General features: G+C 59.3%; 20 protein-coding genes. 4 read left to right on the forward strand and 16 right to left on the reverse strand.

The window, feature by feature from the left end; genetic code table 11:
- Positions 1-146: 146 nt before the first annotated feature.
- Positions 147-866, forward strand: coding sequence for a FadR/GntR family transcriptional regulator (locus tag ACYZT5_RS09355; RefSeq protein WP_462050838.1), 720 nt, complete (start codon positions 147-149; stop codon positions 864-866).
- A 47-nt stretch (positions 867-913) separates the two neighbouring features.
- Here the strand turns inward: ACYZT5_RS09355 and ACYZT5_RS09360 are convergent, their stop codons facing one another.
- From ACYZT5_RS09360 to ACYZT5_RS09400, 9 genes are all read right to left on the reverse strand, one after another.
- Positions 914-2275, reverse strand: a complete 1362-nt coding sequence (locus ACYZT5_RS09360; protein WP_462050839.1) for an IS4 family transposase — start codon at positions 2273-2275, stop codon at positions 914-916.
- 260 nt (positions 2276-2535) lie between these two features.
- Positions 2536-4920, reverse strand: coding sequence for an efflux RND transporter permease subunit (locus tag ACYZT5_RS09365; protein WP_462050840.1), 2385 nt, complete (start codon positions 4918-4920; stop codon positions 2536-2538).
- A gap of 28 nt (positions 4921-4948) precedes the next feature.
- Entirely contained in the window at positions 4949-6016 is a 1068-nt protein-coding gene (locus ACYZT5_RS09370; RefSeq protein WP_462050841.1) for a WD40/YVTN/BNR-like repeat-containing protein, read from the reverse strand.
- Positions 6017-6378: 362 nt separating this feature from the next.
- Positions 6379-9036, reverse strand: coding sequence for an aminopeptidase N (gene pepN / locus ACYZT5_RS09375; protein ID WP_462050842.1), 2658 nt, complete (start codon positions 9034-9036; stop codon positions 6379-6381).
- Positions 9037-9046: 10 nt separating this feature from the next.
- A complete protein-coding gene (locus ACYZT5_RS09380) occupies positions 9047-9877 on the reverse strand; it encodes a DUF2797 domain-containing protein (protein ID WP_462050843.1) in 831 nt (276 codons plus the stop codon).
- A complete protein-coding gene (locus ACYZT5_RS09385) occupies positions 9874-10134 on the reverse strand; it encodes a YeaC family protein (RefSeq protein WP_449644620.1) in 261 nt (86 codons plus the stop codon). The genes ACYZT5_RS09380 and ACYZT5_RS09385 overlap by 4 nt, the downstream gene beginning before the upstream one ends.
- A 34-nt stretch (positions 10135-10168) precedes the next feature.
- A complete protein-coding gene (locus tag ACYZT5_RS09390) occupies positions 10169-11038 on the reverse strand; it encodes a rhomboid family intramembrane serine protease (protein WP_462050844.1) in 870 nt (289 codons plus the stop codon).
- Complete coding sequence (locus ACYZT5_RS09395) at positions 11035-12006, reverse strand: metallophosphoesterase (RefSeq protein ID WP_462050845.1); 972 nt, start codon at positions 12004-12006, stop codon at positions 11035-11037. Before ACYZT5_RS09395 ends, ACYZT5_RS09390 begins: the two co-directional genes overlap by 4 nt.
- The gene (locus tag ACYZT5_RS09400) at positions 12006-12896 is read right to left on the reverse strand and encodes an NAD(+) kinase (protein WP_010459816.1); all 891 of its coding nucleotides are present in this window, start codon (positions 12894-12896) and stop codon (positions 12006-12008) included. Before ACYZT5_RS09400 ends, ACYZT5_RS09395 begins: the two co-directional genes overlap by 1 nt.
- A 108-nt stretch (positions 12897-13004) precedes the next feature.
- On the opposite strand from ACYZT5_RS09400, the gene ACYZT5_RS09405 reads away from it, so the two are divergent.
- Complete coding sequence (locus ACYZT5_RS09405; protein WP_462050846.1) at positions 13005-13955, forward strand: DUF1853 family protein; 951 nt, start codon at positions 13005-13007, stop codon at positions 13953-13955.
- A 130-nt stretch (positions 13956-14085) separates the two neighbouring features.
- Here the strand turns inward: ACYZT5_RS09405 and ACYZT5_RS09410 are convergent, their stop codons facing one another.
- On the reverse strand, positions 14086-15369 hold the full coding sequence (locus ACYZT5_RS09410; protein WP_462050847.1) for an arsenic transporter: 1284 nt from the start codon (positions 15367-15369) through the stop codon (positions 14086-14088).
- 225 nt (positions 15370-15594) lie between these two features.
- Positions 15595-16155, reverse strand: a complete 561-nt coding sequence (locus tag ACYZT5_RS09415) for an NADPH-dependent FMN reductase (RefSeq protein WP_462050848.1) — start codon at positions 16153-16155, stop codon at positions 15595-15597.
- 175 nt (positions 16156-16330) lie between these two features.
- Between ACYZT5_RS09415 and ACYZT5_RS09420 the strand changes: the two genes are divergently transcribed.
- Both ACYZT5_RS09420 and ACYZT5_RS09425 read left to right on the forward strand, forming a co-directional pair.
- The gene (locus ACYZT5_RS09420) at positions 16331-16591 is read left to right on the forward strand and encodes a hypothetical protein (protein ID WP_461959147.1); all 261 of its coding nucleotides are present in this window, start codon (positions 16331-16333) and stop codon (positions 16589-16591) included.
- Between the two features lie 88 nt (positions 16592-16679).
- The gene (locus ACYZT5_RS09425) at positions 16680-17573 is read left to right on the forward strand and encodes a LysR family transcriptional regulator (RefSeq protein WP_462050849.1); all 894 of its coding nucleotides are present in this window, start codon (positions 16680-16682) and stop codon (positions 17571-17573) included.
- Here the strand turns inward: ACYZT5_RS09425 and ACYZT5_RS09430 are convergent.
- From ACYZT5_RS09430 to ACYZT5_RS09450, 5 genes are all read right to left on the reverse strand, one after another.
- On the reverse strand, positions 17539-18150 hold the full coding sequence (locus ACYZT5_RS09430) for a GNAT family N-acetyltransferase (protein WP_462050850.1): 612 nt from the start codon (positions 18148-18150) through the stop codon (positions 17539-17541). The two genes, ACYZT5_RS09425 and ACYZT5_RS09430, sit on opposite strands and share 35 nt — an antisense overlap.
- Before the next feature lie 14 nt (positions 18151-18164).
- A complete protein-coding gene (locus tag ACYZT5_RS09435; protein ID WP_462050851.1) occupies positions 18165-20420 on the reverse strand; it encodes an Orn/Lys/Arg family decarboxylase in 2256 nt (751 codons plus the stop codon).
- Between the two features lie 128 nt (positions 20421-20548).
- Positions 20549-21307, reverse strand: a complete 759-nt coding sequence (gene dnaQ / locus ACYZT5_RS09440; RefSeq protein WP_462050852.1) for a DNA polymerase III subunit epsilon — start codon at positions 21305-21307, stop codon at positions 20549-20551.
- A 118-nt stretch (positions 21308-21425) separates the two neighbouring features.
- Positions 21426-21878 (reverse strand): ribonuclease HI, encoded by a 453-nt coding sequence (gene rnhA / locus ACYZT5_RS09445; protein ID WP_008152099.1) that lies wholly within the window; start codon positions 21876-21878, stop codon positions 21426-21428.
- Between the two features lie 91 nt (positions 21879-21969).
- Positions 21970-22728 (reverse strand): methyltransferase domain-containing protein, encoded by a 759-nt coding sequence (locus ACYZT5_RS09450; protein WP_462050853.1) that lies wholly within the window; start codon positions 22726-22728, stop codon positions 21970-21972.
- Position 22729 lies beyond the last annotated feature (1 nt).

A 22729-nucleotide genomic window follows, 5' to 3' on the forward strand; every position in this document is an offset into this window, starting at 1 on the left:
GGAATGCAGCCCGTGACGCTCCGCGTCACTTACCGCGAGGGGACGCAGAGCGTCCCTTGATGCATTCCCACGCGAAGCATGGGAACGATTACCGCGCGCCTGTTATCATGCGCGGCACCCCATCGCACAGAATCGCGCAGCTTCCCATGGATTACCGCAAACTCTCCGACCGCAAAAGCATGCATTCGCGCATCGTCCAGGAACTGGGCATGCAGATCGTTTCCGGGCGCTTCAAACCGTGCGACAAACTGCCCCCTGAAGCCCTGCTGTGCGAGGAGTACGCGGTCAGCCGCCCGGTGCTGCGCGAGGCCACACGCGTACTTGTCGCCAAGGGACTGGTGTATTCCCGTCCGCGGGTCGGCACGGTGGTCAAGCAGCGCAAGGAGTGGCACATGCTTGACCCGGACGTTTTGCATTGGCTGATGCAAAGCAGCCCGCAGAATGAATTTTTCGATTTGCTGACCAGCGTGCGCAGCATCATCGAACCCGCTGCGGCTGCCCTCGCCGCGCAGTTCGCCACGGACGATGACATCGCTTCGATCGGTGAAGCCTACCAACGCATGGAAGCCGCACCGACCCCCGAAGCGCTCTTGCAACCGGACCTGGATTTCCATAGCCGGATTGCCGATGCGACTCACAACGACTTGCTGGCGAACCTGTGCAACATGCTGTCGGTGGCGATTGCCGAAGCCTTGAAGCATTCCAACCAGCGGCCGAATCTGCATGAACTGGCATTGCCACGGCATAAGGCGATTCTGACGGCGATCGAGAATCGCGATGCACTCGGTGCACGGCATGCCACGCTGGTGCAACTGGATGATGCGCGTAGTGCGTTGAATGCGGTGCTGGGTACCGATTTGTCATAGAGCAAAGTCAAAAGATCACAGTACCTGATCGTTCCCACGCTCCGCGCTCATCGTTCTACACAACTCTCGATGAGCGCACGCTGGGCGTCTAATGCGATAACAAACTCACGTATTCGTTGCATCCCTATCCACATGGCCTTGGGGCCGGGAGGTCCGTCATTTTTACGCCCCAAGTAGCCTCCCAGGCTCGTGACCAGTAAAACCATTTCTCCTAAAGAAGGGGGCGCAGTGGGCGGTTGGCACCGTTTGACCACGATATAGGCTGCTTTCCACTCCGAAGCCTCAAACACCATCTCGCAGCTTAGATCGGGACAAGCACGTCCCAGCATCAGGCTGTACAGCACACGCCAGGTCGTGATCAGGTACAAACCAATGCAGGGCAACAACCGTTCCTCGGTCTCCAGCTGCAATCGACTGACCTGACAACCATTCTTCAGCACATTGAAAAACACTTCGATAGACCAGCGTACCCCGTACCACTCAACCACGGTGCTCGCCTGCTCCAGGCTAGTGACCGGCAGACTGGTCAGCAGCAGCCACTCCAGAGGTTCAACACCGTCTATGGCGTTTTCTTCACGGGCCAACACAGCATTGATCGAGACGCTGGGCAATTTATAACCCGGCCTGTCGGGGGCACGCAGGGTCACGGTTGCCGCGCGCAAGGTGACATCAGCCAGTCGGGCGGGGCGCTGGGGACGAGCTTTGACTTCAACCTTGAGTGTTCCCAAGGACGGTGCCTGATCCAGTGCCGACCACAACTTCCCGTTGTCAGCCCCCAGCAAGCGCCTGTCTTGAGCCGCCCGCACGATCCATTGGGCCTGCGTGTCTGGAGCGAATTGCTGATAATCAACAAACCATTCGTACAGATCACCCTCAGCATCGGCGAGGTTGACCACCAGGGTCTGCGGTAGCTGCCCCTGAATCGCGCAACTGGTTTGATAACTGTCAATCCAGCGCTGACTCTCTTTCTCATCAATCCCTTTATCTCGGCGCTCATGGCGGGGGCTCGGTTTATCGCGGCTCCACCACTGAGCATCGACGACGCCCAGACAAATACGTTCGGGGGTAAAGGCAATGGTTGGGTGCAGACGTCGAGAAAACTTCTTCTGCGCCTTGATCGTGCCCATCCCTTTGGGACCGAGATTGACCCATTTGTCCATCTCGGTCGTGTCTTGCGCCAACAGCACCACGGGACTGCTTTGCATCCGTTGCAGGGTCGCGTCCTGATGGGGCCGCAACACCTTCTGGAACGTGACTTTCTCATTATCAAGAAATCGATAGGCCGCCGTGGTTTCTGCCAGCCCTCGACAAGCGGTCGGGATGCTGTTGCCGGGATGATCGGCTAGGCGTCCTAAAAAGCTGGCGAGCCTGGCATTTAAACGGCCATCACCCAAGTCGGCGGTTTTCATTTCGTCCTGTGCCCAATTCAATCTTCGTTCTCCATTTCTTCGAGTTTCAAAAATACTTGAAAACAGAGTTATGTAGAACGATGAGCGCTCCGCGTGGGAATGCCGCCATGGACGCTCTGCGTCCGCTGTTGAGGCTGTGACGCGGAGCGTCACGGGATGCATTCCCACGCGGAGCGTGGGAACGATCAGGATGCGATCTTTCGATCTCGCACACAAAAAAGCCGCAACCATGGTTGCGGCTTTTTTGTTTCAGCCTGGGATCAGTGAGCAAACAACGAATTGCCCTTCTGCCCCGCCAGTTTCTCCGGTTTTATCAGGAACCGCGCCAGTGCTGGCAGCAGCCACAGTGCGCCGAACATGTTCCAGAGCAACATGAAGGTCAGCATCAGGCCCATGTCGGCCTGGAACTTGATGGCCGAGAAGATCCAGGTGCATACACCGATCGCCAGGCACAGACCGGTGAACAACACGGCTTTACCGGTGGACTTCAGCGTCTGGTAGTACGCCTCTTGCAACGGCAGGCCAGCACGCAGGAAGCTTTCGAGTCGGCTGTAGATGTAGATCCCGTAGTCCACGCCAATCCCCACACCTAGCGCCACCACCGGCAAGGTTGCGACTTTCACGCCGATCCCCATGAAGGCCATCAGGGCATTGCCGAGTACCGAGGTGAGTACCAGCGGCAGCACGATGCACAAGGTCGCCGCCCAGGAACGGAAGGTGATCATGCACATGGTCGCGACGCAGATGTAGACGAGAATCAGGATGGTCAGCTCGGATTCCTTGATCACCTCGTTGGTGGCCGCCTCGATGCCAGCGTTACCCGCCGCGAGGATGAATTCCAGGCCTTCCTTGTTGTTCTCCTTGGCGAAGTCTTGCACTGCATGCACCGCGCGATCCAGGGTTGCGGCCTTGTGATCGTTGAGGAACACCAGCACCGGTGCCAATGAGCAACTGTTGTTGTACAGACCATCAGCCCGAGCGATGGAGTTGTTCAGCACGTCCGGGTTACGCGACAGGGTTTCCCATTTCAGGTTGCCCTCGTTCATACCCTTGATCATCTGCTTGGACACGGTCACCAGCGAGATCGCTGACTGCACGCCCTCGGTGTTCTGCATCTTCCACATCAGCTCGTCGATCGGCGCCATGGCTTCGTAGCGCGAGCAACCTTCAGACTTGGTCTTGACCATCACGACCAACACGTCGGAACTGGTGGAGTAGTTGCTGATGATGAAGTTGTTGTCTTTGTTGTAGCGCGAGTCCGGACGCAGTTCAGGCGCGCCTTGGTCGAGGTCACCGATTTTCAGGTTCTGGCTGTACCAGAGGCCACCGCTGAAGGCCAACAAGGCCAAAACAATCGACACCGGTGCGACTTTCGCGCTGGCAAAGTTCGACAACAGGCGCCAGAACGGGTGTTCGCGGGTTGCATCCTTTTTACTGCGAGCCACGGCGCGTTTGCTGATGCCGACGTAGGAAATCGCCACTGGCAGCAGGATCAGGTTGGTGAACACGATCACCGCCACGCCGATGGACGCGCCGATGGCCAGTTCACGAATCACCCCGATGTCGATGATCAGCAGCGTGATGAAACCCACCGCATCCGCGAGGATCGCGATCATCCCCGGCAGGAACAACTGACGGAACGTCCGCCGCGCCGCGGTCAAAGCGTTATCTGCCTCGCTGGACTGCAAGGCAATACCGTTGATTTTCTGCACGCCGTGGGAAATACCGATGGCGAAGATCAGAAACGGCACGAGCATCGAGTAAGGATCAAGCCCGAAGCCGAAAAAGTGCATCAAGCCGAGCTGCCAGACCACCGCCACCAACGTTGTACTCAACACCGCCACGGTGCTGCGCATGCAGTTGGTGAACCAGTACAGCAGAATCAACGTGATGATGAAGGCGACGCCGAAGAACATCACCACCATGACCAGCCCATCGATCAGGTCGCCGACCTTCTTGGCGAAACCGACGATGTGGATCTGCACGTTAGGATTCTGGGCTTCGAACTTGTTACGGATCTTGTCTTCGAGTTCGTGAGAGAACTTCCGATAGTCCAACGCCAGCAACTTGCCCTGGTCTTGTGGGTCCGGGTAGGACTCCAGCAGCGGGATATCGACAATGCTCGACTTGAAGTCGTTGGCCACCAGACGCCCGACCTGACCGGACTTGAGCACGTTGTTGCGCAACAGATCGAGGCTTTGCTGGGAACCGTTATAGCTCTGCGGAATCACTTCACCACCGGCGAAGCCCTCCTCTGTCACTTCGGTCCAGCGTACGCTCGGACTCCACAGCGACTTGAGACCGGAACGGTCAACACCGGAGATGTAGAACACCTCGTCGTTGATCTGGCGCAGGGTCTCCATGTACTCCTTGGAGAAGATGTCGCCGTCAGTGGCCTCAACCGAGATGCGCACCGTGTTGCCCAGGTTCGCCAGATCGTTGCGGTGCTCCATCATCTTTTGAATGAATGGATGCTCAAGCGGGATCATTTTTTCGAAACTGGTGGACGGCCGGATCAGCGTCGCCTGCCAGAACAGAAAAATACTCACCAGCAGACAGATCACGATCACTGCCGGGCGGTTGTTGAAAATCAGGCGTTCAAGAAACGTCGCCTTGTCTTGGTGATGACTGCTCAAGGATGTCATAGACCCGCCTTCTTATTATTTGCCCGGCTCATTTGGACGACCCATTTTTTCCATTCTCTGCGCCGGTTGGCGAAGTGACGCGAATGCCACCCTGTCCTGCCAGAATCAGATTGCCGTTGCCCGCTGCGGTGACTGCCGAAACGGAAATGCGATCCGGACGGTTGAACACACTGAAGGTTTCGCCGTTGTCGCTGCTGCGGATCACGGAGCCGCCGTTGCCGACGATCACGATGGAACCGTCGTCGAGCAGCGTCGCGCCAGACAGACCGAATTCCAGCGCACCGCGAGCCGCCTTCAACTCGATTGGCTCCCAGGTGGTGCCGAAATCGGTGGAGCGAAACAGATTGCCCCGCAACCCGTAGGCCAGCAGCGTATTGGCCTGAGCGGTGCCGATCACGCCAAACAGTGAGCCTTCGTATGGGCCTTCAAGCTTCTCCCAGGTCTGGCCCCAGTCGGCGGAGCGAAACATGCTGCCCTGCTCACCGACGATGAACAGACCGGTATCCTTGACCGCGGCAATGGCGTTGAGGTGGTACTGGTCTTCGTTGTCCAGGCGATCGCTGGCGTCTTCCCAGTTCTTGCCGCCGTCGGTGGTTTCCAGCAGCGCACCATAAGCGCCCACGGCAAAGCCGCTGTTGACGTCCTTGAACCAGACGTCGAGCAGCGGCGATTCGCGTTTCAGATCTTCATATTGCTTGGTCCAGGTGACGCCGCCGTCCTCGCTGGCGAGGATTTGCGCGTCATGGCCGACGGCCCAACCGTGTTTGTCGTCGACGAAAAATACCGACGTCAGGAGTTGTCGGGTCGGCACCTTGGCTTGGGTCCAGGTCGCGCCCTGGTCATCGGAATACAGAATGTGCCCGCGATCCCCGACCGCCACCAGACGAGAGCCGGCGTGCACGACGTCGAGCATCAGGCTCTTGCTGGCTTTGGCAGACTCAACGGAATAAACAATGTCGGATGCTGGCGCAGCAGCGGCCAGTGCAGGTGCCGACAACACGGCACAGCCCAACAGCGAGAGCGCTGTAGCCAGCAACGCGAATTTGCGTAGTGCCGGCGGGCGGCAGATACCCACACCCATGACAGGCTCACTCATAGACCTTCCCCCATTATTATTGTTAGGTCGTTCAACCTTTCAGGGCGCCGCAAGGGCTGCTCTTTTGGATTGCCTTTTCTGGAGCATAGTCCTGGAATACGCAATCTAGAGCCCCTTCGGAAGCTGGCTTATCCTATCGGGGTTTGGAAAGGTCTGACAATCGACGCCACGTTATGTTTTGTTAACTGGGGGGATAACGGGCGTGGGTGAATGGGGAGGCATTCGGAGGGGTGATGTGGCAGAAGATCGTTCCCACGCTCCGCGTGGGAATGCCTCAATGGACGCTCTGCGTCCGCTTTGGGACGCGGAGCGTCCCGGGCTGCATTCCCACGCAGAGCGTGGGAACGATCAGGTAGGCAAGATCAGGCCAGGCTTTTGCTGACCACCTCGAACACATCGCTCGAGAGTTGACCCGAAGCACGAATCCGCTCCAACTCGCCTTTCATCAACGCCTGACGCGCATCGTCATACTTGCGCCAGCGAGTCAGTGGCGCCAACTGCCGAGAAGCGATCTGCGGATTAAACCCGTTCAACTCGATCACCAGATCCGCCAGGAACCGATACCCAGACCCGTCAGCCGCATGGAAGTTGATCAGGTTCTGCCCGGCAAACGCCCCCACCAGCGCCCGCACCTTGTTCGGGTTCTTGATGTTGAACGCCGGATGCTGCATCAACGCCTTGACCCGCTCAAGACCACCGGGCAACACACTGCCCGCCTGAACGCTGAACCACTGATCCATGACCAGCGGGTTGTCCTTGAAGTGCTCGGCAAAACTCGCCAGTGCCGTGGCCTTCTCTTCTTCGAACGACGAATTCACCACCACCGCCAACGCCGTCAGGCGCTCGGTCATGTTGTCGCTCGTCTCGAATTGCTCCAGTGTCGCCGCCAACACTTCCGGCTTACCGCTGAGCATCAGGTACGACAGCGCGATGTTCTGCAACGCGCGACGAGCGAAGTGTTCGGCCTCAGCCACATACGGGGTTTTCTTCGAGAGATCGCGATTGGCCTGATAACGCAGCCACAACGCCTCAAACAACCCTTCTGCCAATTGCTTACGAGCAAACTCGCGAGCGATATGAATGGCGTCAACGTCAGCGACTTCACTGATTTCGGTCAGATACGCCTCGCCCGGCAGCGAGAGCATTTCCGCGACCATTGCCTGGTCCAGCGTCTCGTCAGACAGCACGGTGCGCAAGGCAGAAATCAAACGCTGATCCAGCACCAGTTTTTCGCCCTTCTGTTGCTGGGCGATCAACTCTTGCAGGACCTGCACCGACAGTTGCTGACCGGCATCCCAACGATTGAAGCCGTCACTGTCGTGCTGCATCAGGAACATCAGCTGATCGCGGTTGTACGGGAAGCTCAGTTTCACCGGCGCCGAGAAGCCACGCAGCAACGAAGGCAATGGCTGTTCAGCGATGTCGATGAAGGTGAACGTCTGCTCGGCTTCAGTCACCGAAATAACCCGTGAGGTGCCCTGAGCGCTGGCTTCACCGGAAAGACGCAACGCAATGGCCGCACCTTTGGCGTCCAGCAGGCCCAATTCGACCGGAATCACGAACGGCAACTTCTCAACCTTGTCCGGGGTTGCCGGGCAGCTTTGACGGAACGTCAGGCTGTAGGTTTTCGCCGCAGCGTCGTAGGACTCGCTGACCGCCAAGCGCGGTGTGCCGGCCTGGCTGTACCAGCGTTTGAACTGGCTCAGGTCGACACCGTTGGCGTCTTCCATGGCCTTGATGAAGTCGTCGCAGGTCACGGCTTGGCCGTCATGGCGTTCGAAGTACAGGTCGCTGCCTTTACGGAAGCCTTCGGCACCGAGCAAGGTATGGATCATGCCGACCACTTCCGAACCCTTTTCGTACACGGTCAGGGTGTAGAAGTTGGAAATCTCGATGAAGCTGTCCGGGCGCACGGCGTGAGCCATGGGACCTGCGTCTTCAGCGAACTGGTGGGTCCGCAGGTACGCGACGTCCTGGATGCGCTTGACGGTGGCCGAGTTCATGTCGGCGGAGAAACCCGAATCACGGAACACGGTGAAGCCTTCCTTGAGCGACAACTGGAACCAGTCGCGGCAGGTCACGCGGTTGCCCGACCAGTTGTGGAAGTACTCGTGCGCAACGATCGCCTCGACCCGCTGGTGCGCGGCGTCGGTGGCGGTTTCGGCGCGGGCCAGCACGGCGCTGGAGTTGAAGATGTTGAGGCCCTTGTTCTCCATGGCGCCCATGTTGAAGTCGTTGACCGCGACAATCATGAAGATGTCCAGGTCGTACTCACGGCCATAGACCTCTTCGTCCCAGCGCATGGACTTCTTCAGGCTGTTCATGGCGTGTTGGCACTTGTCGATGTTTTCCGGCTCGACATAAATGCGCAGCGCCACGGAGCGGTCAGTCATGGTGGTGAAGGTGTCTTCGACGCACCACAAATCACCGGCCACCAGCGCGAACAGGTAGGCAGGTTTCTTGAACGGGTCTTCCCAGGTCGCCCAGTGTCGGCCGTCTTCGCCGGGACCTGAGGCAATCGGGTTGCCGTTGGACAGCAGCACCGGATAGCTGTGCTGCTCGGCGACGACCGTGGTGGTGAACGTGCTCATCACGTCCGGACGGTCGAGGTAATAGGTGATCTTGCGGAAGCCTTCGGCCTCGCACTGGGTGCAGAACATCGTGCCGGATTTGTACAGGCCTTCCAGCGCGGTGTTGGTTTCCGGGTGGATCTTGACGCTGGTGTCAACCGTGAACGTGGTGCTGGTCGGGTGCAGGGTCAGATGGTTTTCAGTCAACTGGTAGTCAGCGGCGCTCAACTCGTTGTCGGCCAGGGTGACCGACAGCAATTCAAGCTGCTGGCCATCCAGCACCAGCGGCGGCAGGCCCGGGCCACGCTCAGGATTGCGGCGCATCACCAGTTGCGCATGGACCAGGCTGTGGTCCTCGTACAACTCGAAGGTCAGGTGCGTCTCGTCGATCAGGTACTCAGGCGCCTGATAGTCTTTCAGGTAGATCATCTTCGGTTGTTCGGTGCGCATGCTGGAGTCCTTACTGATGCACGGCGAGCTGATAGGCCGTGTATTTACGAATATTGATCACGCCGGTGTCGAAGATCAGGTATTGGCCCTTGATCCCTAGCAGCGTGCCTTCGGCAATCGGGTTCTTGTCCAGGTTGAAGCTGACAATCTTCGCCGGGTATTGCTCGATCGGATAGCGGATCTCGAGCGTTTCTACATCGGCAATGGTCTGGATTGCTTGTAGGCCGAATCGTTCCTGCAACGTTTGCAGGCCCTCGGCGCAACTGTCGAACAACTGATCGCGAACCTCGGCCAGGTTCACCGACACCGCGTCGCCCTTGAGTAAAGCACGCCAATTGGTCTTGTCCGCCACCTGACTGCGGAACAGGTCTTCGACAAACCCCGATTGCTGGCGGGTCGAGACGCGCATGATCGGTAACGCCTGACGGGCGCCCTGATCGATCCAGCGAGTCGGCAGCTGGGTGGCGCGGGTAATCCCGACCTTCACCCCCGACGAGTTGGACAGATACACGATGTGATCGGTCATGCAGAACTTCTCGCCCCACTCAGGCTCTCGGCACGTGCCAGCGTCATAGTGGCAGCGCTCCGGGCTCATGATGCAGAGGTCGCACTGGGCCAGTTTGGTCATGCACGGGTAGCAATAACCCTGGCTGAAACTGGTTTTGGTCTTGCGTCCGCAATGAGAGCAAAAAATCGCTCCCAGATATTCCAGGCGCACCGTGGTGCCGATCAATGGATTGACCGGGACCTCGACGTCATCCAGACGAAACGCGTACTGCACGTTCGGCCCGTCAAGGCGCGCCGACATTTTGCTGATTGCACCGCGGCCAATCTCAATCAATGGACGGCATCCGACTTGAACAGGATGTTCGGCACGGTGATCGACTTGGAGCCGCACTCCTGTACGCCCATGTAACCGGTGCGCTGGTCTTCGGGCAGGTTCTGGATTTCCCAGGCGATCATCGCTTGCAGCGACAGTTCGCGTTGTTCGGCGGTGAGTTTGCCACCGTCGGACCATTTACCGATTTCCACCGCCAGTTTCAGGCTCTGGTAGATATCGGGGGTAATGTTTTGGATCATTTCGTTAAAAGAGGACATCAAGGGCTCCGCGCTCTTTATTCACATAACTAATTTAGGCGGCCAGTTTACGGCGGTTGTACAAACCACCCAACAAACCGGTCAAGCATCCGACGAGCAACCCGCCGACGTGGGCCGCATTGGCAATTTCACCGAAGCCGATCATCGAGACCAGCCCGGACAGACACAGCAGCAGCCACACCAGCATCATCACCAGCACACCGCGCGGCAGGCGATAAGCCCGGTTCGGCGACAATGTCTGGAAAATCCAGCAGTGCCCTAAAAGGCCATAAAGCACGCCGGACAACCCGCCAAACAGGGTCGGGCCACTGAAATAATACTGGGCGTAGTTCGACACCAGACTGAAGAGCAAGGTCAGGCCGATCAGGTTGATGCTGCCCTGACGCGACTCGATGCGTCGTCCCAGTTCCCAGTACCACATGGCGTTCATGGCCAGGTGCAGGATACCGAAGTGGATCAGCATCGGCGTCACCAGACGCCACCACTGCCCCGCCGCCAGGCTGTCGGCCAATGGCACGAAATGGATGTACTCGCCGACAATGCGGAAATCGAGGAAGGTCAGCCAGCGCATCGTGTCGAGGTTTTCGCCCAGCAGCGTCACCACGCCGACAATCAGGCTCAGCAACAACACGAACGCTGTCGCCTTGGCGTGGCGCAGTTGCTCGACTACACCTGGACGCTTTATGGTTTGCGCCACCGGAATGTCCAGCTGTTGATCGGGATCACCGGCCGGGAAACGTTCGTACAACGAGCGCACGTCTTCGCTGATGTTGGCCGGCACCCACAGCACCTGCTCACCCGCCTCTTCGCTGACCCGATGCGGCACCTGCATGCGCTGCAAGAGTTTGACGAACCCGCTCAAGTCCACCGCCAGCGGCAGACGTAAAACGGCAACGGCACTCATCGCAGCACCTCCGGCCGCTCGACATCGACCCAGACGAATTTGCGCGGGTCGAGACGGGTTTCCTGGTCCAGACGGTAGGCGACCAGTTTGCCGTAGAGCACGGCGCTGTAATCCAGACAGGCCAGATTCGGCCGGATCGGCACCGGTTTGCCACTGCGCCAGTAATGGCCAACGAACAACAAAGGCTCATCGACGCCATAGCGCAACAAGGTGTTTTTTTCGGTGGACGACAGCGGCGTCTGGGCCACGGGTTCGGGCAAGGCGTCAGGCTGGAACACAATGTCTCCGTAGGTTTGCGGGTCGTCTTCCCAGAACTTGGTGCGGAAGAACGAACGCGTCAAGCCATCGCCGCTGGTCATGGTCAACCCATGAGGCAAGCGCATGTCGGTACCGCGCAACAGGCGGTCGAACACGGTGCAGGCGAAACTGCCCGGCACCGCGGAGGCCTGGAGGAAGTGCTCGTCGACGCAACCGTTGGGGAACAGTGCTCGTAGCGGTTCGATCAGTCCCGAGTCCCAGCAGGCATGCACCACCCGGAAACGCCCGGCATCGACGAACAATGGCATCTCATAGAACCATTGCAGGAAATCATGCCAGTCAGCCGGATGGTCTTCGAACTGGGTCAGGGTTTCGTTCAGCAAGCGGGCATGGCGCGGGGTGTGTTCACGCACGAACTGCTTGCCGCTGCCCGGAGGCGCCGGCGTGCTCCAGCCGAGGGCGTTGAATTCATGGTTACCCATGATGCACAGCGCCTGGCCGGCTTCGACCATGCCGTGAACGATGTGCAGCGCTTCGCGAATACGCGGGCCGCGGTCGATGATGTCGCCGACGAACACCGCCATGCGCGACGCATGCCGCCAGACACCATCTTGTTTGTGATAACCGAGCCGGTCGAGCAAGTGCTCAAGGGTTAGAGCGCAACCGTGCACGTCACCGATCAGGTCGTAGCTACGCGCGGGATCGAGCATCAATCGCCTCCACCACCCAACCGACTGCCCCAGCCGAGTTTGGTCCGGCAGACTTCATAATAGTTGTGGTCGAGCGGGTGAATCAGCCGCAGCTTCTGGGCCTTCTTGCTGATAGTGATGGTGTCACCCGGCGCGCAGGTGAAGTGGTTCTGCCCGTCACAGGAGACTTGCGGGTAAATCTGCATATCTTTGGACACGACGATTTTCAGCTCACTGTTGCCATCGACCACAATCGGCCTACCCGACAAGGTATGGGGGTACATCGGCACAATCACAATAGCGTCGAGCTTGGGATGCATGATCGGCCCGCCCGCCGACAGCGCGTAGGCAGTCGAACCGGTCGGCGTGGCGACGATCAGGCCGTCGGCCTTCTGGCTGCAGACGAACTGGCCGTCGATGTACAGCTCGAACTCGATCATCCGCGTCGATTTGCCGGGGTGCAGCACCACATCGTTCAGCGCATCGCCCTGACCGATGGCCTCGGCGTGGCGGCGGACTTCGGCTTGCAGCAGAAAGCGGTTCTCGACCAGATAGTGGCCGTCGAGCACTTCGGCGACTTTGACTTCCAGCTCATCGGGGCGAATATCGGTCAGGAAGCCCAGGCTGCCACGGTTGATGCCGAGCACCGGAATATTGTGGCGGGCCAGCGCGCGGGCGGCGCCCAACAGGCTGCCGTCACCACCGACCACAATCACCATGTCACACACTTCGCCGAGCATCTTGCGCGACGAGGTTTGCAAGCCATGGCCCGGCAGCACTTCGGCGATGGTGTCTTCGAGGATCACGTGCAGGTGACGATCGAGCAGAAACCGTTTCAGTCGGCGGACGGTATCCAGCACCTGAGAACTGCCCAGGCGACCGATGATGCCGATATTGCGAAATTGCTCCATGGGGTTCCTGCGAGGACGGCGAAAAACACGATTATGGGCGAAAGCGCGGGATAGACAAAATCCTTTCAGCGGCAAGGATGTACTCATGTTTAGGGCTATGCTCGCAAGATGATCCTATTTCCCGATTTGCTGCAGTTACCCCACCAGTTGCGCCACCCGGAAGTGCGCGACCTGGCCTGGGTCATCCTCGCGCCGCCCATGCTCGACGTCACCCCGTGGCCGCAACGCCATCCGTTGGCCGGCAGTGACTGGGTAGAGGCGCCGGAGCGACTGGAGCAATGGCTCAGGCAACTCGATCACGACAGTTATGACTTGTTGCACTGGCTGGCCCAGGCCCGAACCCGGCGCCTGGGTTTGTATTACGAACGTTTGTGGCAGTACGCCGTGCGGCACGCGCCGGGCATCGACCTGATCGCCGCCAACATGCCGATCCGCCGCGAAGGCCACACGCTGGGCGAGTTGGACATGCTGCTGCGCGATCGCGACGGCGTGCATCATCTGGAACTGGCGATCAAACTTTACCTTGGCCCGCAAAATGGCGACGGACACGACACGGCGCAGTGGCTCGGTCCCGGCTGCCACGATCGACTGGACCGCAAACTGGCACACCTGACTCAGCATCAATTGCCGATTTCGGCGCGCCCGGAGAGCCGCGAAGTGTTGGCGGCGCTGGATATCCAGCAGTTCAGTGCGCATTTGTGGCTGGGGGGCTATTTGCTGTATCCGTGGCCGGGACCGGCCGAGCCACCGAACGGCGCACATCCACAGCATTTACGCGGTAGCTGGCTGCATCAGAAGGACTGGGCAGACTTTGTCGTGCAGCGTCCATTCGGTCGCTGGCAACCCCTGCCCCGCCATGCCTGGCTGGCACCGGCGCACTATCCAGTGGAGCAGACCTGGAACACTGAGCAACTGAATGCCTGGCTTAGCGATCTGGAGCCACTGGCGCCTGCGCAGTTGCTGGTGCGACTCACAGAAAACGCCCAGGGCGATTGGGAAGAAGCCGAGCGGCTGTTTCTGGTGGCGGATCTTTGGCCGAATGTGCCGGGTAATGGCTGAGTTTCTTAGCGTCTGGGCTGGCCTCTTCGCGGGCAAGCCTTGCTCCTACAGGATCGGTGTCGATCACAAATTTTGCGAACGACACAAAACCTGTAGGAGCAAGGCTTGCCCGCGATGAGGCCAACTCAATTTAAATGGACAACCGCACAGCCAGCGCCGCCAACGTCACCAACAATACCGGCACCGTCAGCACAATCCCGACCTTGAAGTAATATCCCCAGCCAATCCGAATGCTCTTGCGCTCCAGCACATGGAGCCACAGCAACGTCGCCAGACTGCCGATCGGCGTAATCTTCGGCCCCAGATCACTGCCGATAACGTTGGCGTAGATCATCGCCTCCTTCACCACACCGGTCGCCTGGCTGGCATCGATCGACAGCAAACCGATCAGCACCGTCGGCAGATTGTTCATCATCGACGACAGTAGCGCCGTCAGCACGCCCGTGCCCATGGCCGCGCCCCACACGCCGTAACTGGCAAAACCATCCAGCCATCCCGCCACATACCCCGTGAGCCCGGCATTGCGCAGGCCATAGACCACCAGGTACATGCCCAGCGAGAAAATCACGATATGCCACGGCGCTTCCTTGATAACTTTGCGCGTGGAAATCTTGTGACCACGGGCGGCGATGGCCAGCAGCAACGCCGCACACACCGCCGAGATGGCACTGATCGGAATCCCCAGCGGTTCCAGCGCAAAGCAGCCGAGCAGCAGAATCACCAACACGGCCCAGCCGGCATAAAACGTGGCGTTGTCGTGGATCGCTGAAGCCGGATGCGCCAGTTGCTCGGGGTCGTAACCCTTGGGAATGTCACGACGGAAAAACCACATCAGCATCGCCAAGGTCGCCGCGACACTCACCAGGTTGACCGGGATCATCACCGCCGCATAACGGTTGAAACTGATGTGAAAGAAGTCCGCGGAAACGATGTTCACCAGGTTCGACACTACCAACGGAAGACTCGCGGTGTCAGCGATGAAACCGGCGCCCATGACGAACGCCAGGGTCGCCGCCGGGGAAAAGCGCAATGCCAGCAGCATGGAAATAACGATGGGCGTGAGAATCAGCGCCGCCCCGTCATTGGCGAACAACGCCGACACCAAGGCGCCGAGCAGCACCATATAAGCAAACAGCTTGTGTCCGCTGCCCCGCCCCCAACGCGCCACATGCAGCGCCGCCCAGGCAAAGAACCCCGCCTCGTCCAATAGCAGACTGATGATGATCAACGCAACGAAGGTGCCGGTGGCATTCCAGATGATCTGCCACACCAGCGGGATGTCGCTCAGGTGTACGACCCCGAAAATCAGGGCAAGCACTGCACCGAATACCGCACTCCAGCCAACACCCAAGCCTTTGGGTTGCCAGATCACCAGCGTGATGGTCAGCAGAAAAATCAGCGACGCAATGAGCATGCAAAACAGCCTTGTGCGCAAATAAACCGCGATTCAGCCGCAACGCACGAGCGGAGTAAAGCCAAAACTGGCTGCCCTACACCTAAACGCACCGGGATCGGCAGCTGCTACGACAGATCGGCGTGCTATAGCCGGATCACATGCCCCTCCACTGGCGCGACCTGGCCGTGGAACAACCGCCTGATCACCGCCATCGCGAGCAAGCTTTGCTCCTACAGGGATTTGTCACGCCTTCTTGTGTTGCTCGACCCACTTGCCGTAAGCATCGATAAATTTTTGTAAAAACGGTCTGACCGACTCGGACAAGTTGCCTGCCTCGTCGAACGCTGAACCGGCGCCGCTCAGATAGGCTTCCGGTTGCTGCATGCACGGCACATCCAGAAACACCATGGACTGGCGCAGGTGATGGTTGGCACCAAAACCGCCGACAGCGCCCGGCGAAGCACTGATCACCGCTCCAGGCTTACCGCTCCAGGCACTCTTGCCATAGGGACGCGAACCCACATCGATCGCATTCTTCATCGGCGCTGGCACCGAACGGTTGTATTCGGGGGTCACGAACAGCACTGCGTCGGATGAACTGACTTGTTGTCGGAAAGTGCTGTAGGCTGCCGGCGGTGAAGCACCATCAATGTCTTCGTTGTAGAGCGGCAGATCGCCGATTTCGATGATAACAAGTTTGAGATTGGCAGGCGCCAGGTCGGCCAGGGCCAGCGCCACCTTGCGATTGATCGATTCCTTTCTCAAGCTGCCGACCAGTACGGCGATCGTATAGACGTTGCTCATGGAAGATTCTCGACTGTCCGATGGAAAGAGCTTGTAGTTATAGATGACGATTCAACCAGTGGGCGACTGAAAACGCCGCCCCTGACTATTTTTTTCCTGTAGGAAAACTTACCTCGCCCAACCACGGTCTACACAGCCGCATATTGAGTGATTTATCCCCAGAGGTTCTAAGCAGATGGCAGCAGTACTCGTCGGTCAGTTCCATGCAAGAGACGCGGAAGGCCGTGTCTATTCCGTGCATGAGTTCCAGGAATCCACCCCGTCGGCAGACGGCCTCACTGGCTCGGTGCCTGTCACCACCTACAAATTGGCCATTGGCGATCGCGTCAAAAAGCTCGATGACAACCAATTTCTGCTGGTGCAATCGGACGTCACCATCGTTCGCGAACCCGATACCTATGTCGGAAGCTTGCCGGAAACCACCGTCGCCTCATAACCCCGTGTTATGAGCAGAAGTCATATGCGCGCACTTGAGTTAGGATTCAGCCACTGACTCCCTCATCTGCTGAACATGGACTTCACGCATGCGTTTACGTCATATCGAAGTGATCCAGGCGCTCCTGCAGACCGGTCACCTGGGCACCGCGGCCGAATGGCTGCAGCTGCCTGTGGCCGAAGTCGAAGGCATTCTTCGCGACGCCGAAGATCAGTTGGGTTTCATGCTGTTTTCCAGCGTGCGTGGACGCCTGCAGGCCACGCGCGAGGCGCGGGAGTTGCAGGTCCAGATCGCCCACGTTTATGAAGCGCTCGAGCCGGTCCAGCGCCTGGCCAACAGTCTCAAGCAATATCAAGCTCCACCCTTGCGGATCATTTGCACGCCGCCCCTGGCACAGCAGCTGTTGCCACACAGCATTGCCGCCCTGCGCCGACGTCTCCCTGACGCGCCTTGCACCCTCCTGAGCCAACCCACCCGCGAAATCGTCAGAAGCCTGCTGCTGCGCGAAAGCGATCTGGGCCTGAGCCTGCATGATCCCGATCACGCCGACATTCATTGCCAGGTGATTGCCCAAGGCAAACTTCAGTTGCTGGCACCTCACGGTTGGTTGCAACCCAAACAAAAGTACATCTCACTGCAGGACCTGGCCGGCCAATCGATGGTTGGCCTGGAGGGTCATGATCCGCTGAGTCCGGCGCTGGAAAACAAGCTGCATGCCCTGCGCCCTGCCCCGGTCATTCAGACCCGCGTACAGACTCACCAGATGATGCGCAGCATGGTCGAGGCCGGTGAAGGCCTGGCCATCGTTGACCCTTTCACCGCCCTCGGGGCCAAATCGGCCGGGCTGGATGCCTGCCCGCTGGCGCCTGCCGTGCCGATCAGCCTTTATGCCTTGACCCTCAAGAACGGCGAGCCATCACCGGCGGTTCAGGCCTTACTGGGCATCATCACGGAACAAGCCGTGGCGATGTTGGCGAGCTAGGCGTTTCCAGCGGGTTATCGAACAATCGATACCAGAACAGCGCCACTTCGGCGGTGTTCGGATCGATTCCGCGATAGCGCAGATGATCGATTCCGCCCATGACGTAACCACTGCGCTCATAAAGCCGACAGGCGCCCAAATTGTTGTTCTGGGTTTCGAGCATGATGCCCGGCAGTTTCTTTTTGCGGCTCCAGAACTGCGCCACATCCAGCAATGCCTTGGCCACGCCATGGCGACGCGCCGGCGCATGCACCGCCAACTCGTCGATATGGGCAAAGCCGTTCCAGTTGGTGCTGACCACCAGGTGCCCCACCGGCTCATCATCGAGATAAGCCATGAAAATCGCGCTGTCAGCGGCGTCGCGGAAGCTGCTGAACTCTTCCGGGTCGATGCCGTAGCACTTGCGATAGGGCGTAATCGGTGTCACCGGCCACTGCTCCACCGGTTTGCCGATTTCGGCTGCGCCGTAGGCCGCGACTTCAAAACTGAAATCACTGCCCCAGATGTAGGCTGCAAAACCATCGTCGGCAACGCGCACCGACAGCCCTGGGTATTTCGGATTCATGATCGGTTGCATACTGGGAAAGGTCCTCATTCCTTGATGCAATCAACGGTGTAATGCCGTCCATTGCCCTCGTCTTCGTGTTGCAATCCGTGCACATCAGCGACAAAACCCGGGAAACTGCTATCGAACGTGCGCGCAAATGCCAGGTAATCGATGATCGAGCGGGTCGACTCGGTAAAACGCTCGCCGGGCATGATCAACGGAATACCCGGCGGGTACGGCACCAGCATCACCGCGGCGATCCGCCCATCCAGAGCATCGATCGACACCGCTTCAACTTCGCCACGCACCAATTGATCATAGGCGTCAGATGGCTTCATGGCGATTTCCGGCAGCACCGTGTACATGCGTTTGAGGTGTTTGGCCGTGGCATTGCTGCGGTAGCAGGCGTGCAATTGATCGCACAGATCGCGCAAACCCATGCCCCGATAACGCGCGACATTCTCTTGCGCCACGCACGGCAGGCAAGTGGCGAGGCTGACATTGGCATCGTAGCTGCGCTTGAACTCCAGCAACTCGGTCAGCAACGTGCTCCACTTCCCCTTTGTGATGCCCATGGAGAACAGCACAAGGAACGAATACAGCCCGGTCTTTTCAACGACCAGCCCACGCTCCCAAAGGAATTTGCTGACCACCGCCGCTGGAATCCCGCGCTGGCTGAGGGCGCCGCCTGCCGTCAGGCCCGGCATCACCAAAGTTACCTTGATCGGGTCAAGCAGCACGTAGTCGTCGGTCACGCCGCCAAAGCCGTGCCAGTCGGCGTCGGGTTGCAGCAGCCAGTCTTGCGTGACAACGCGGTCGATGCCTTCCACCGACGGCGGCTGCCAGATGGAAAACCACCAGTCATCAGCGGCGATGTGCTGGCGCAGATTGGCCAGCGCCCGGCGGAAACTCAGCGCTTCGTCGAACATTTCCTGCAACAGCGAACGCCCCGCCGGCCCTTCCATCATGGCCGAAGCCACGTCCAGCGAAGCGATGATGCTGTACTGCGGCGACGTGGAGATGTGCATCATGAACGCTTCATTGAAGCGATCCCGATCCAGTTGCCGCGCGCCGCCGTCCTGAACGTGAATCATCGACGCCTGGCTGAACGCCGCCAGCAGTTTGTGGGTGGAATGGGTGGTGAACACGAGCGGGCCGTCTTCACTGCGGGAAGTGCCCATGCCATAACGTCCGGCGAAGAACTCGTGAAACGCCGCGTAGGCGTACCAGGCTTCATCGAAGTGCAAGACCTCGACGCTGTTGCCCAGCTGCTGTTTGATCAGCTCAGCGTTGTAGCAGAGGCCGTCGTACGTCGAATTGGTCACCACCGCCAACTTGACCTTGGGCGCCCGGCCCTTGGTCAGCGGGCTGGCGTCGATTTTGGCCTGAATCGATTCGCGGCTGAATTCGCTCAACGGAATCGGGCCGATGATCCCCAGCTCATTGCGCTCCGGGCACAGGTACAACGGGATGGCGCCGGTCATGATGATCGAGTGCAGCACCGACTTGTGGCAGTTGCGGTCCACCAGCACAAAGTCATCCCGAGCGACCATCGAATGCCAGACGATTTTGTTGGCGGTCGAGGTGCCATTGATCACGAAGAAGGTGTGATCGGCGCCGAAATTGCGGGCTGCTCTTGCTTCCGCCTCGGCTAGCGGACCGGTGTGATCGAGCAAAGAACCGAGTTCCGGCACCGACACCGACAAATCCGAACGCAGGGTATTTTCTCCGAAGAACTGGTGAAACGCCTGCCCCACCGGGCTTTTGTGGTACGCCACGCCGCCGCCATGGCCGGGTGTGTGCCAGGAATAATTGGAATCGGCCGTGTGCTGCACCAGCGCTTTGAAAAAAGGCGGCAGCAGACTATCCAGGTATTTGCGTGCCGCTCGGGCGACCTGCCTGGCCAGAAAGGGCACGGTGTCTTCGAACAGATAAAGGATGCCGCGCAGCTGATTGAGTTCAGCCATGGCGTCGGCGGGAGCGTTCTCCAGGGTCACCTGCTCACCCAGTGCGAAGATCGGCAAGTCGGGCGCACGAACCCGCGCCAGGCCGATCAGCTCGGCCATGTTGTGTAATAGATGGGAGTGGGTGCTGGCGTCTTCCGCCGCAATCAACATGCAGGAAAGACCGTGATGGGTCGAGGCGACCAGGCGCCCTTCGGTGTAATCCACCGCCGAGACAATGCTGAAGCCTTCCTGCTCCAGTTCCCGGGCGATGCCACGCACGCGGTCACCGGCGACGGTGTCGGCCTTGATGTCGCGATGGACGATCAGGACCGGGAATTTCAGATCTTTATACATGAGGCTCAGTGTCCTGAGGCGGCAGACCGTAGTCCGCCAATCACCTCAGGGTAGAGGGTTCAAGCGCTTGTGGCGAGCGTCGGTGCCCTGAAGCGGGTCATCGGGCGCACCATTGTGTGGCGAGAAAATCAGGCTTGAGCCTTGGCCTCGGCCAGTTGCTGCCAGAGCGACGGAGCGCCGGCGGATTTGGCGATGGCTTCCAAGCGTGCCACGTGTTGGGCCAGGTCATCTTCGCTGGCGCGGATGATTCGCGTCGGTTGACGATCGACCGGCAGACGGCGGATTTCGGTGGCCGAGTTGTCCGCCCCTTCACCGGAACCATTGCCATCGGAGGCATTACCGGCCAGGGACAGGCTGGTCTGGCCGCCCGTCATGGTCAGGTAAACGTCGGCGAGGATCTCGGAGTCGAGCAAGGCGCCGTGCAGTTCACGGCCAGAGTTGTCGACGCCATAACGTTTGCACAAGGCGTCGAGACTGTTGCGCTGCCCCGGGTGACGTTCCCGGGCCATCATCAGGGTGTCGAGGATCGAGCAGTGCTGCGTGATGTCTGCACGATCGTGATGGCCCATCAGGGCGAATTCGTTGTTGATGAAGCCAACGTCGAACGCCGCGTTATGAATGATCAGCTGCGCGCCCTTGATGAATTCGAAGAACTCATCGGCCACTTCAATGAAGCGCGGCTTGCCCACCAAAAATTCGTTGGTGATGCCGTGGACGCCAATGGCGCCTTCATCACTCTCGCGGTCCGGTTGCAGGTAAACGTGGAAATGCCGGCCCGTCAGGCGCCGACCAATCAACTCGACACAACCGATTTCGATAATCCGGTGGCCGTCGGTCACCGGCATGCCGGTGGTTTCGGTATCGAGTACAACGGATCTGGTGGCCATCAGTGCTCAGCTCTCAACGGGTCAATCGTGCAAAAGCGGCGATGTTAACACGCTCGCCGGGGTCTTTCAGGTGCACCGCGTCATCGTTCATCGCGAGCAAGCTCGGCTCCCACAGGGGTCAGGCCTGTTTGTAACCGCGCACTTCATCCACGCCACGGTTGGCCAATTGGTCGGCCCGTTCATTGCCGTGGTGGCCGATGTGGCCACGCACCCATTTCCAGGTGACGTTGTGGCGATTGACCTGCTCATCGAGCAGCTTCCACAAATCAGCATTTTTAACCGGTTCTTTCGCCGCCGTTTTCCAGCCGCGCTTCTTCCAGTTGTCCATCCACTCGTTGATGCCTTTCATCACATATTGCGAGTCAGTCACGAGCAGTACGTCGCAGGAGCGCTTGAGTTCTTCCAGGCCGCGGATCGCGCCCATCAGCTCCATGCGGTTGTTGGTGGTGTTGGCTTCGCCGCCCCACAGTTCTTTTTCAATGCCCTTGCACACCAGCAAAGCGCCCCAGCCGCCTGGGCCAGGATTGCCTTTACAGGCGCCGTCGGTGAAGAGTTCTACGCTATCGCTCATGCCAATCTATCCAGAAAATGCGGTGGCTCGCCGATCAGTGATCGACGATGCCCGAGGCCGGGGAAACCCGGCCGGGAAAATAAAAAGTGTATTACGGATCGATACGGCGACGATTGACCTTGGCCATCGGCAATGGAATCAGCTTGCCCATCGGTTCGCGACGCTCCTGACGGACGGGCCGCAGGCCCACCACGATCTTGCGCGCCACCAATAGATAGAAGCCGCCACCCGACAGTTGCCAGTCACCGGCCTTGCGCTCCCAACCAGCCAGACGAGCCTGCCAGGCGGGTGACGCAAGCGGCGGACGATAGCACCCGAAGCGGCGTTTCTCCAGCGCGAAGCCCAGCAGATTGAGCCAGTCGCCGACCCGCGACGGGGAGATGCAGCGAGCCTTGCGCAAGGCGTCGTGGGCGAATACATGGCGCAAGCCCCAGCTGCTCCAGGGATTGATCCCGACGATTAGCAGATGCCCGCCGGGCCGCACGCTACTCGCCGCCTCACGCAGCAAACCGTGGGGCGACAGGCAGAAATCCAGCCCATGCTGCAACACCACCACGTCGGCGGCATGCTCGCTCAAAGGCCACGCCTGCTCTTCGCAGACGATCTCGACACCCGGCAACGGCGCACCGAGACGTACATTGCGCTGGACTTGCGGCGCCGACGGCGGGGGCTGGGCCGACGGGCCGTAATGCACCAGGTAGCCACCAAAGAAGCGCCCCAACTCGTCTTCGAGCATGCGACGTTCTTCGTCCAGCAGAAATTGCCCAATGGGGCCGGACAGCCATTCACGGGCCGCGCTGATCAATGTCAGCCACTCAGGATCAGCCTGAGCGAACGCTTTATCGGTCATT

It is taken from the genome of Pseudomonas sp. LB3P14, assembly GCF_054898045.1.

Coding starts and splice junctions, on each gene's coding strand:
- ACYZT5_RS09355 (WP_462050838.1), top strand. CDS start 147: ATGGATTACCGCAAACTCTCCGACCGCAAAAGCATGCATTCGCGCATC.
- ACYZT5_RS09360 (WP_462050839.1), bottom strand. CDS start 2,275: ATGAAAACCGCCGACTTGGGTGATGGCCGTTTAAATGCCAGGCTCGCC.
- ACYZT5_RS09365 (WP_462050840.1), bottom strand. CDS start 4,920: ATGACATCCTTGAGCAGTCATCACCAAGACAAGGCGACGTTTCTTGAA.
- ACYZT5_RS09370 (WP_462050841.1), bottom strand. CDS start 6,016: ATGAGTGAGCCTGTCATGGGTGTGGGTATCTGCCGCCCGCCGGCACTA.
- pepN (WP_462050842.1), bottom strand. CDS start 9,036: ATGCGCACCGAACAACCGAAGATGATCTACCTGAAAGACTATCAGGCG.
- ACYZT5_RS09385 (WP_449644620.1), bottom strand. CDS start 10,134: ATGTCCTCTTTTAACGAAATGATCCAAAACATTACCCCCGATATCTAC.
- ACYZT5_RS09390 (WP_462050844.1), bottom strand. CDS start 11,038: ATGAGTGCCGTTGCCGTTTTACGTCTGCCGCTGGCGGTGGACTTGAGC.
- ACYZT5_RS09395 (WP_462050845.1), bottom strand. CDS start 12,006: ATGCTCGATCCCGCGCGTAGCTACGACCTGATCGGTGACGTGCACGGT.
- ACYZT5_RS09400 (WP_010459816.1), bottom strand. CDS start 12,896: ATGGAGCAATTTCGCAATATCGGCATCATCGGTCGCCTGGGCAGTTCT.
- ACYZT5_RS09405 (WP_462050846.1), top strand. CDS start 13,005: ATGATCCTATTTCCCGATTTGCTGCAGTTACCCCACCAGTTGCGCCAC.
- ACYZT5_RS09410 (WP_462050847.1), bottom strand. CDS start 15,369: ATGCTCATTGCGTCGCTGATTTTTCTGCTGACCATCACGCTGGTGATC.
- ACYZT5_RS09415 (WP_462050848.1), bottom strand. CDS start 16,155: ATGAGCAACGTCTATACGATCGCCGTACTGGTCGGCAGCTTGAGAAAG.
- ACYZT5_RS09420 (WP_461959147.1), top strand. CDS start 16,331: ATGGCAGCAGTACTCGTCGGTCAGTTCCATGCAAGAGACGCGGAAGGC.
- ACYZT5_RS09425 (WP_462050849.1), top strand. CDS start 16,680: ATGCGTTTACGTCATATCGAAGTGATCCAGGCGCTCCTGCAGACCGGT.
- ACYZT5_RS09430 (WP_462050850.1), bottom strand. CDS start 18,150: ATGCAACCGATCATGAATCCGAAATACCCAGGGCTGTCGGTGCGCGTT.
- ACYZT5_RS09435 (WP_462050851.1), bottom strand. CDS start 20,420: ATGTATAAAGATCTGAAATTCCCGGTCCTGATCGTCCATCGCGACATC.
- dnaQ (WP_462050852.1), bottom strand. CDS start 21,307: ATGGCCACCAGATCCGTTGTACTCGATACCGAAACCACCGGCATGCCG.
- rnhA (WP_008152099.1), bottom strand. CDS start 21,878: ATGAGCGATAGCGTAGAACTCTTCACCGACGGCGCCTGTAAAGGCAAT.
- ACYZT5_RS09450 (WP_462050853.1), bottom strand. CDS start 22,728: ATGACCGATAAAGCGTTCGCTCAGGCTGATCCTGAGTGGCTGACATTG.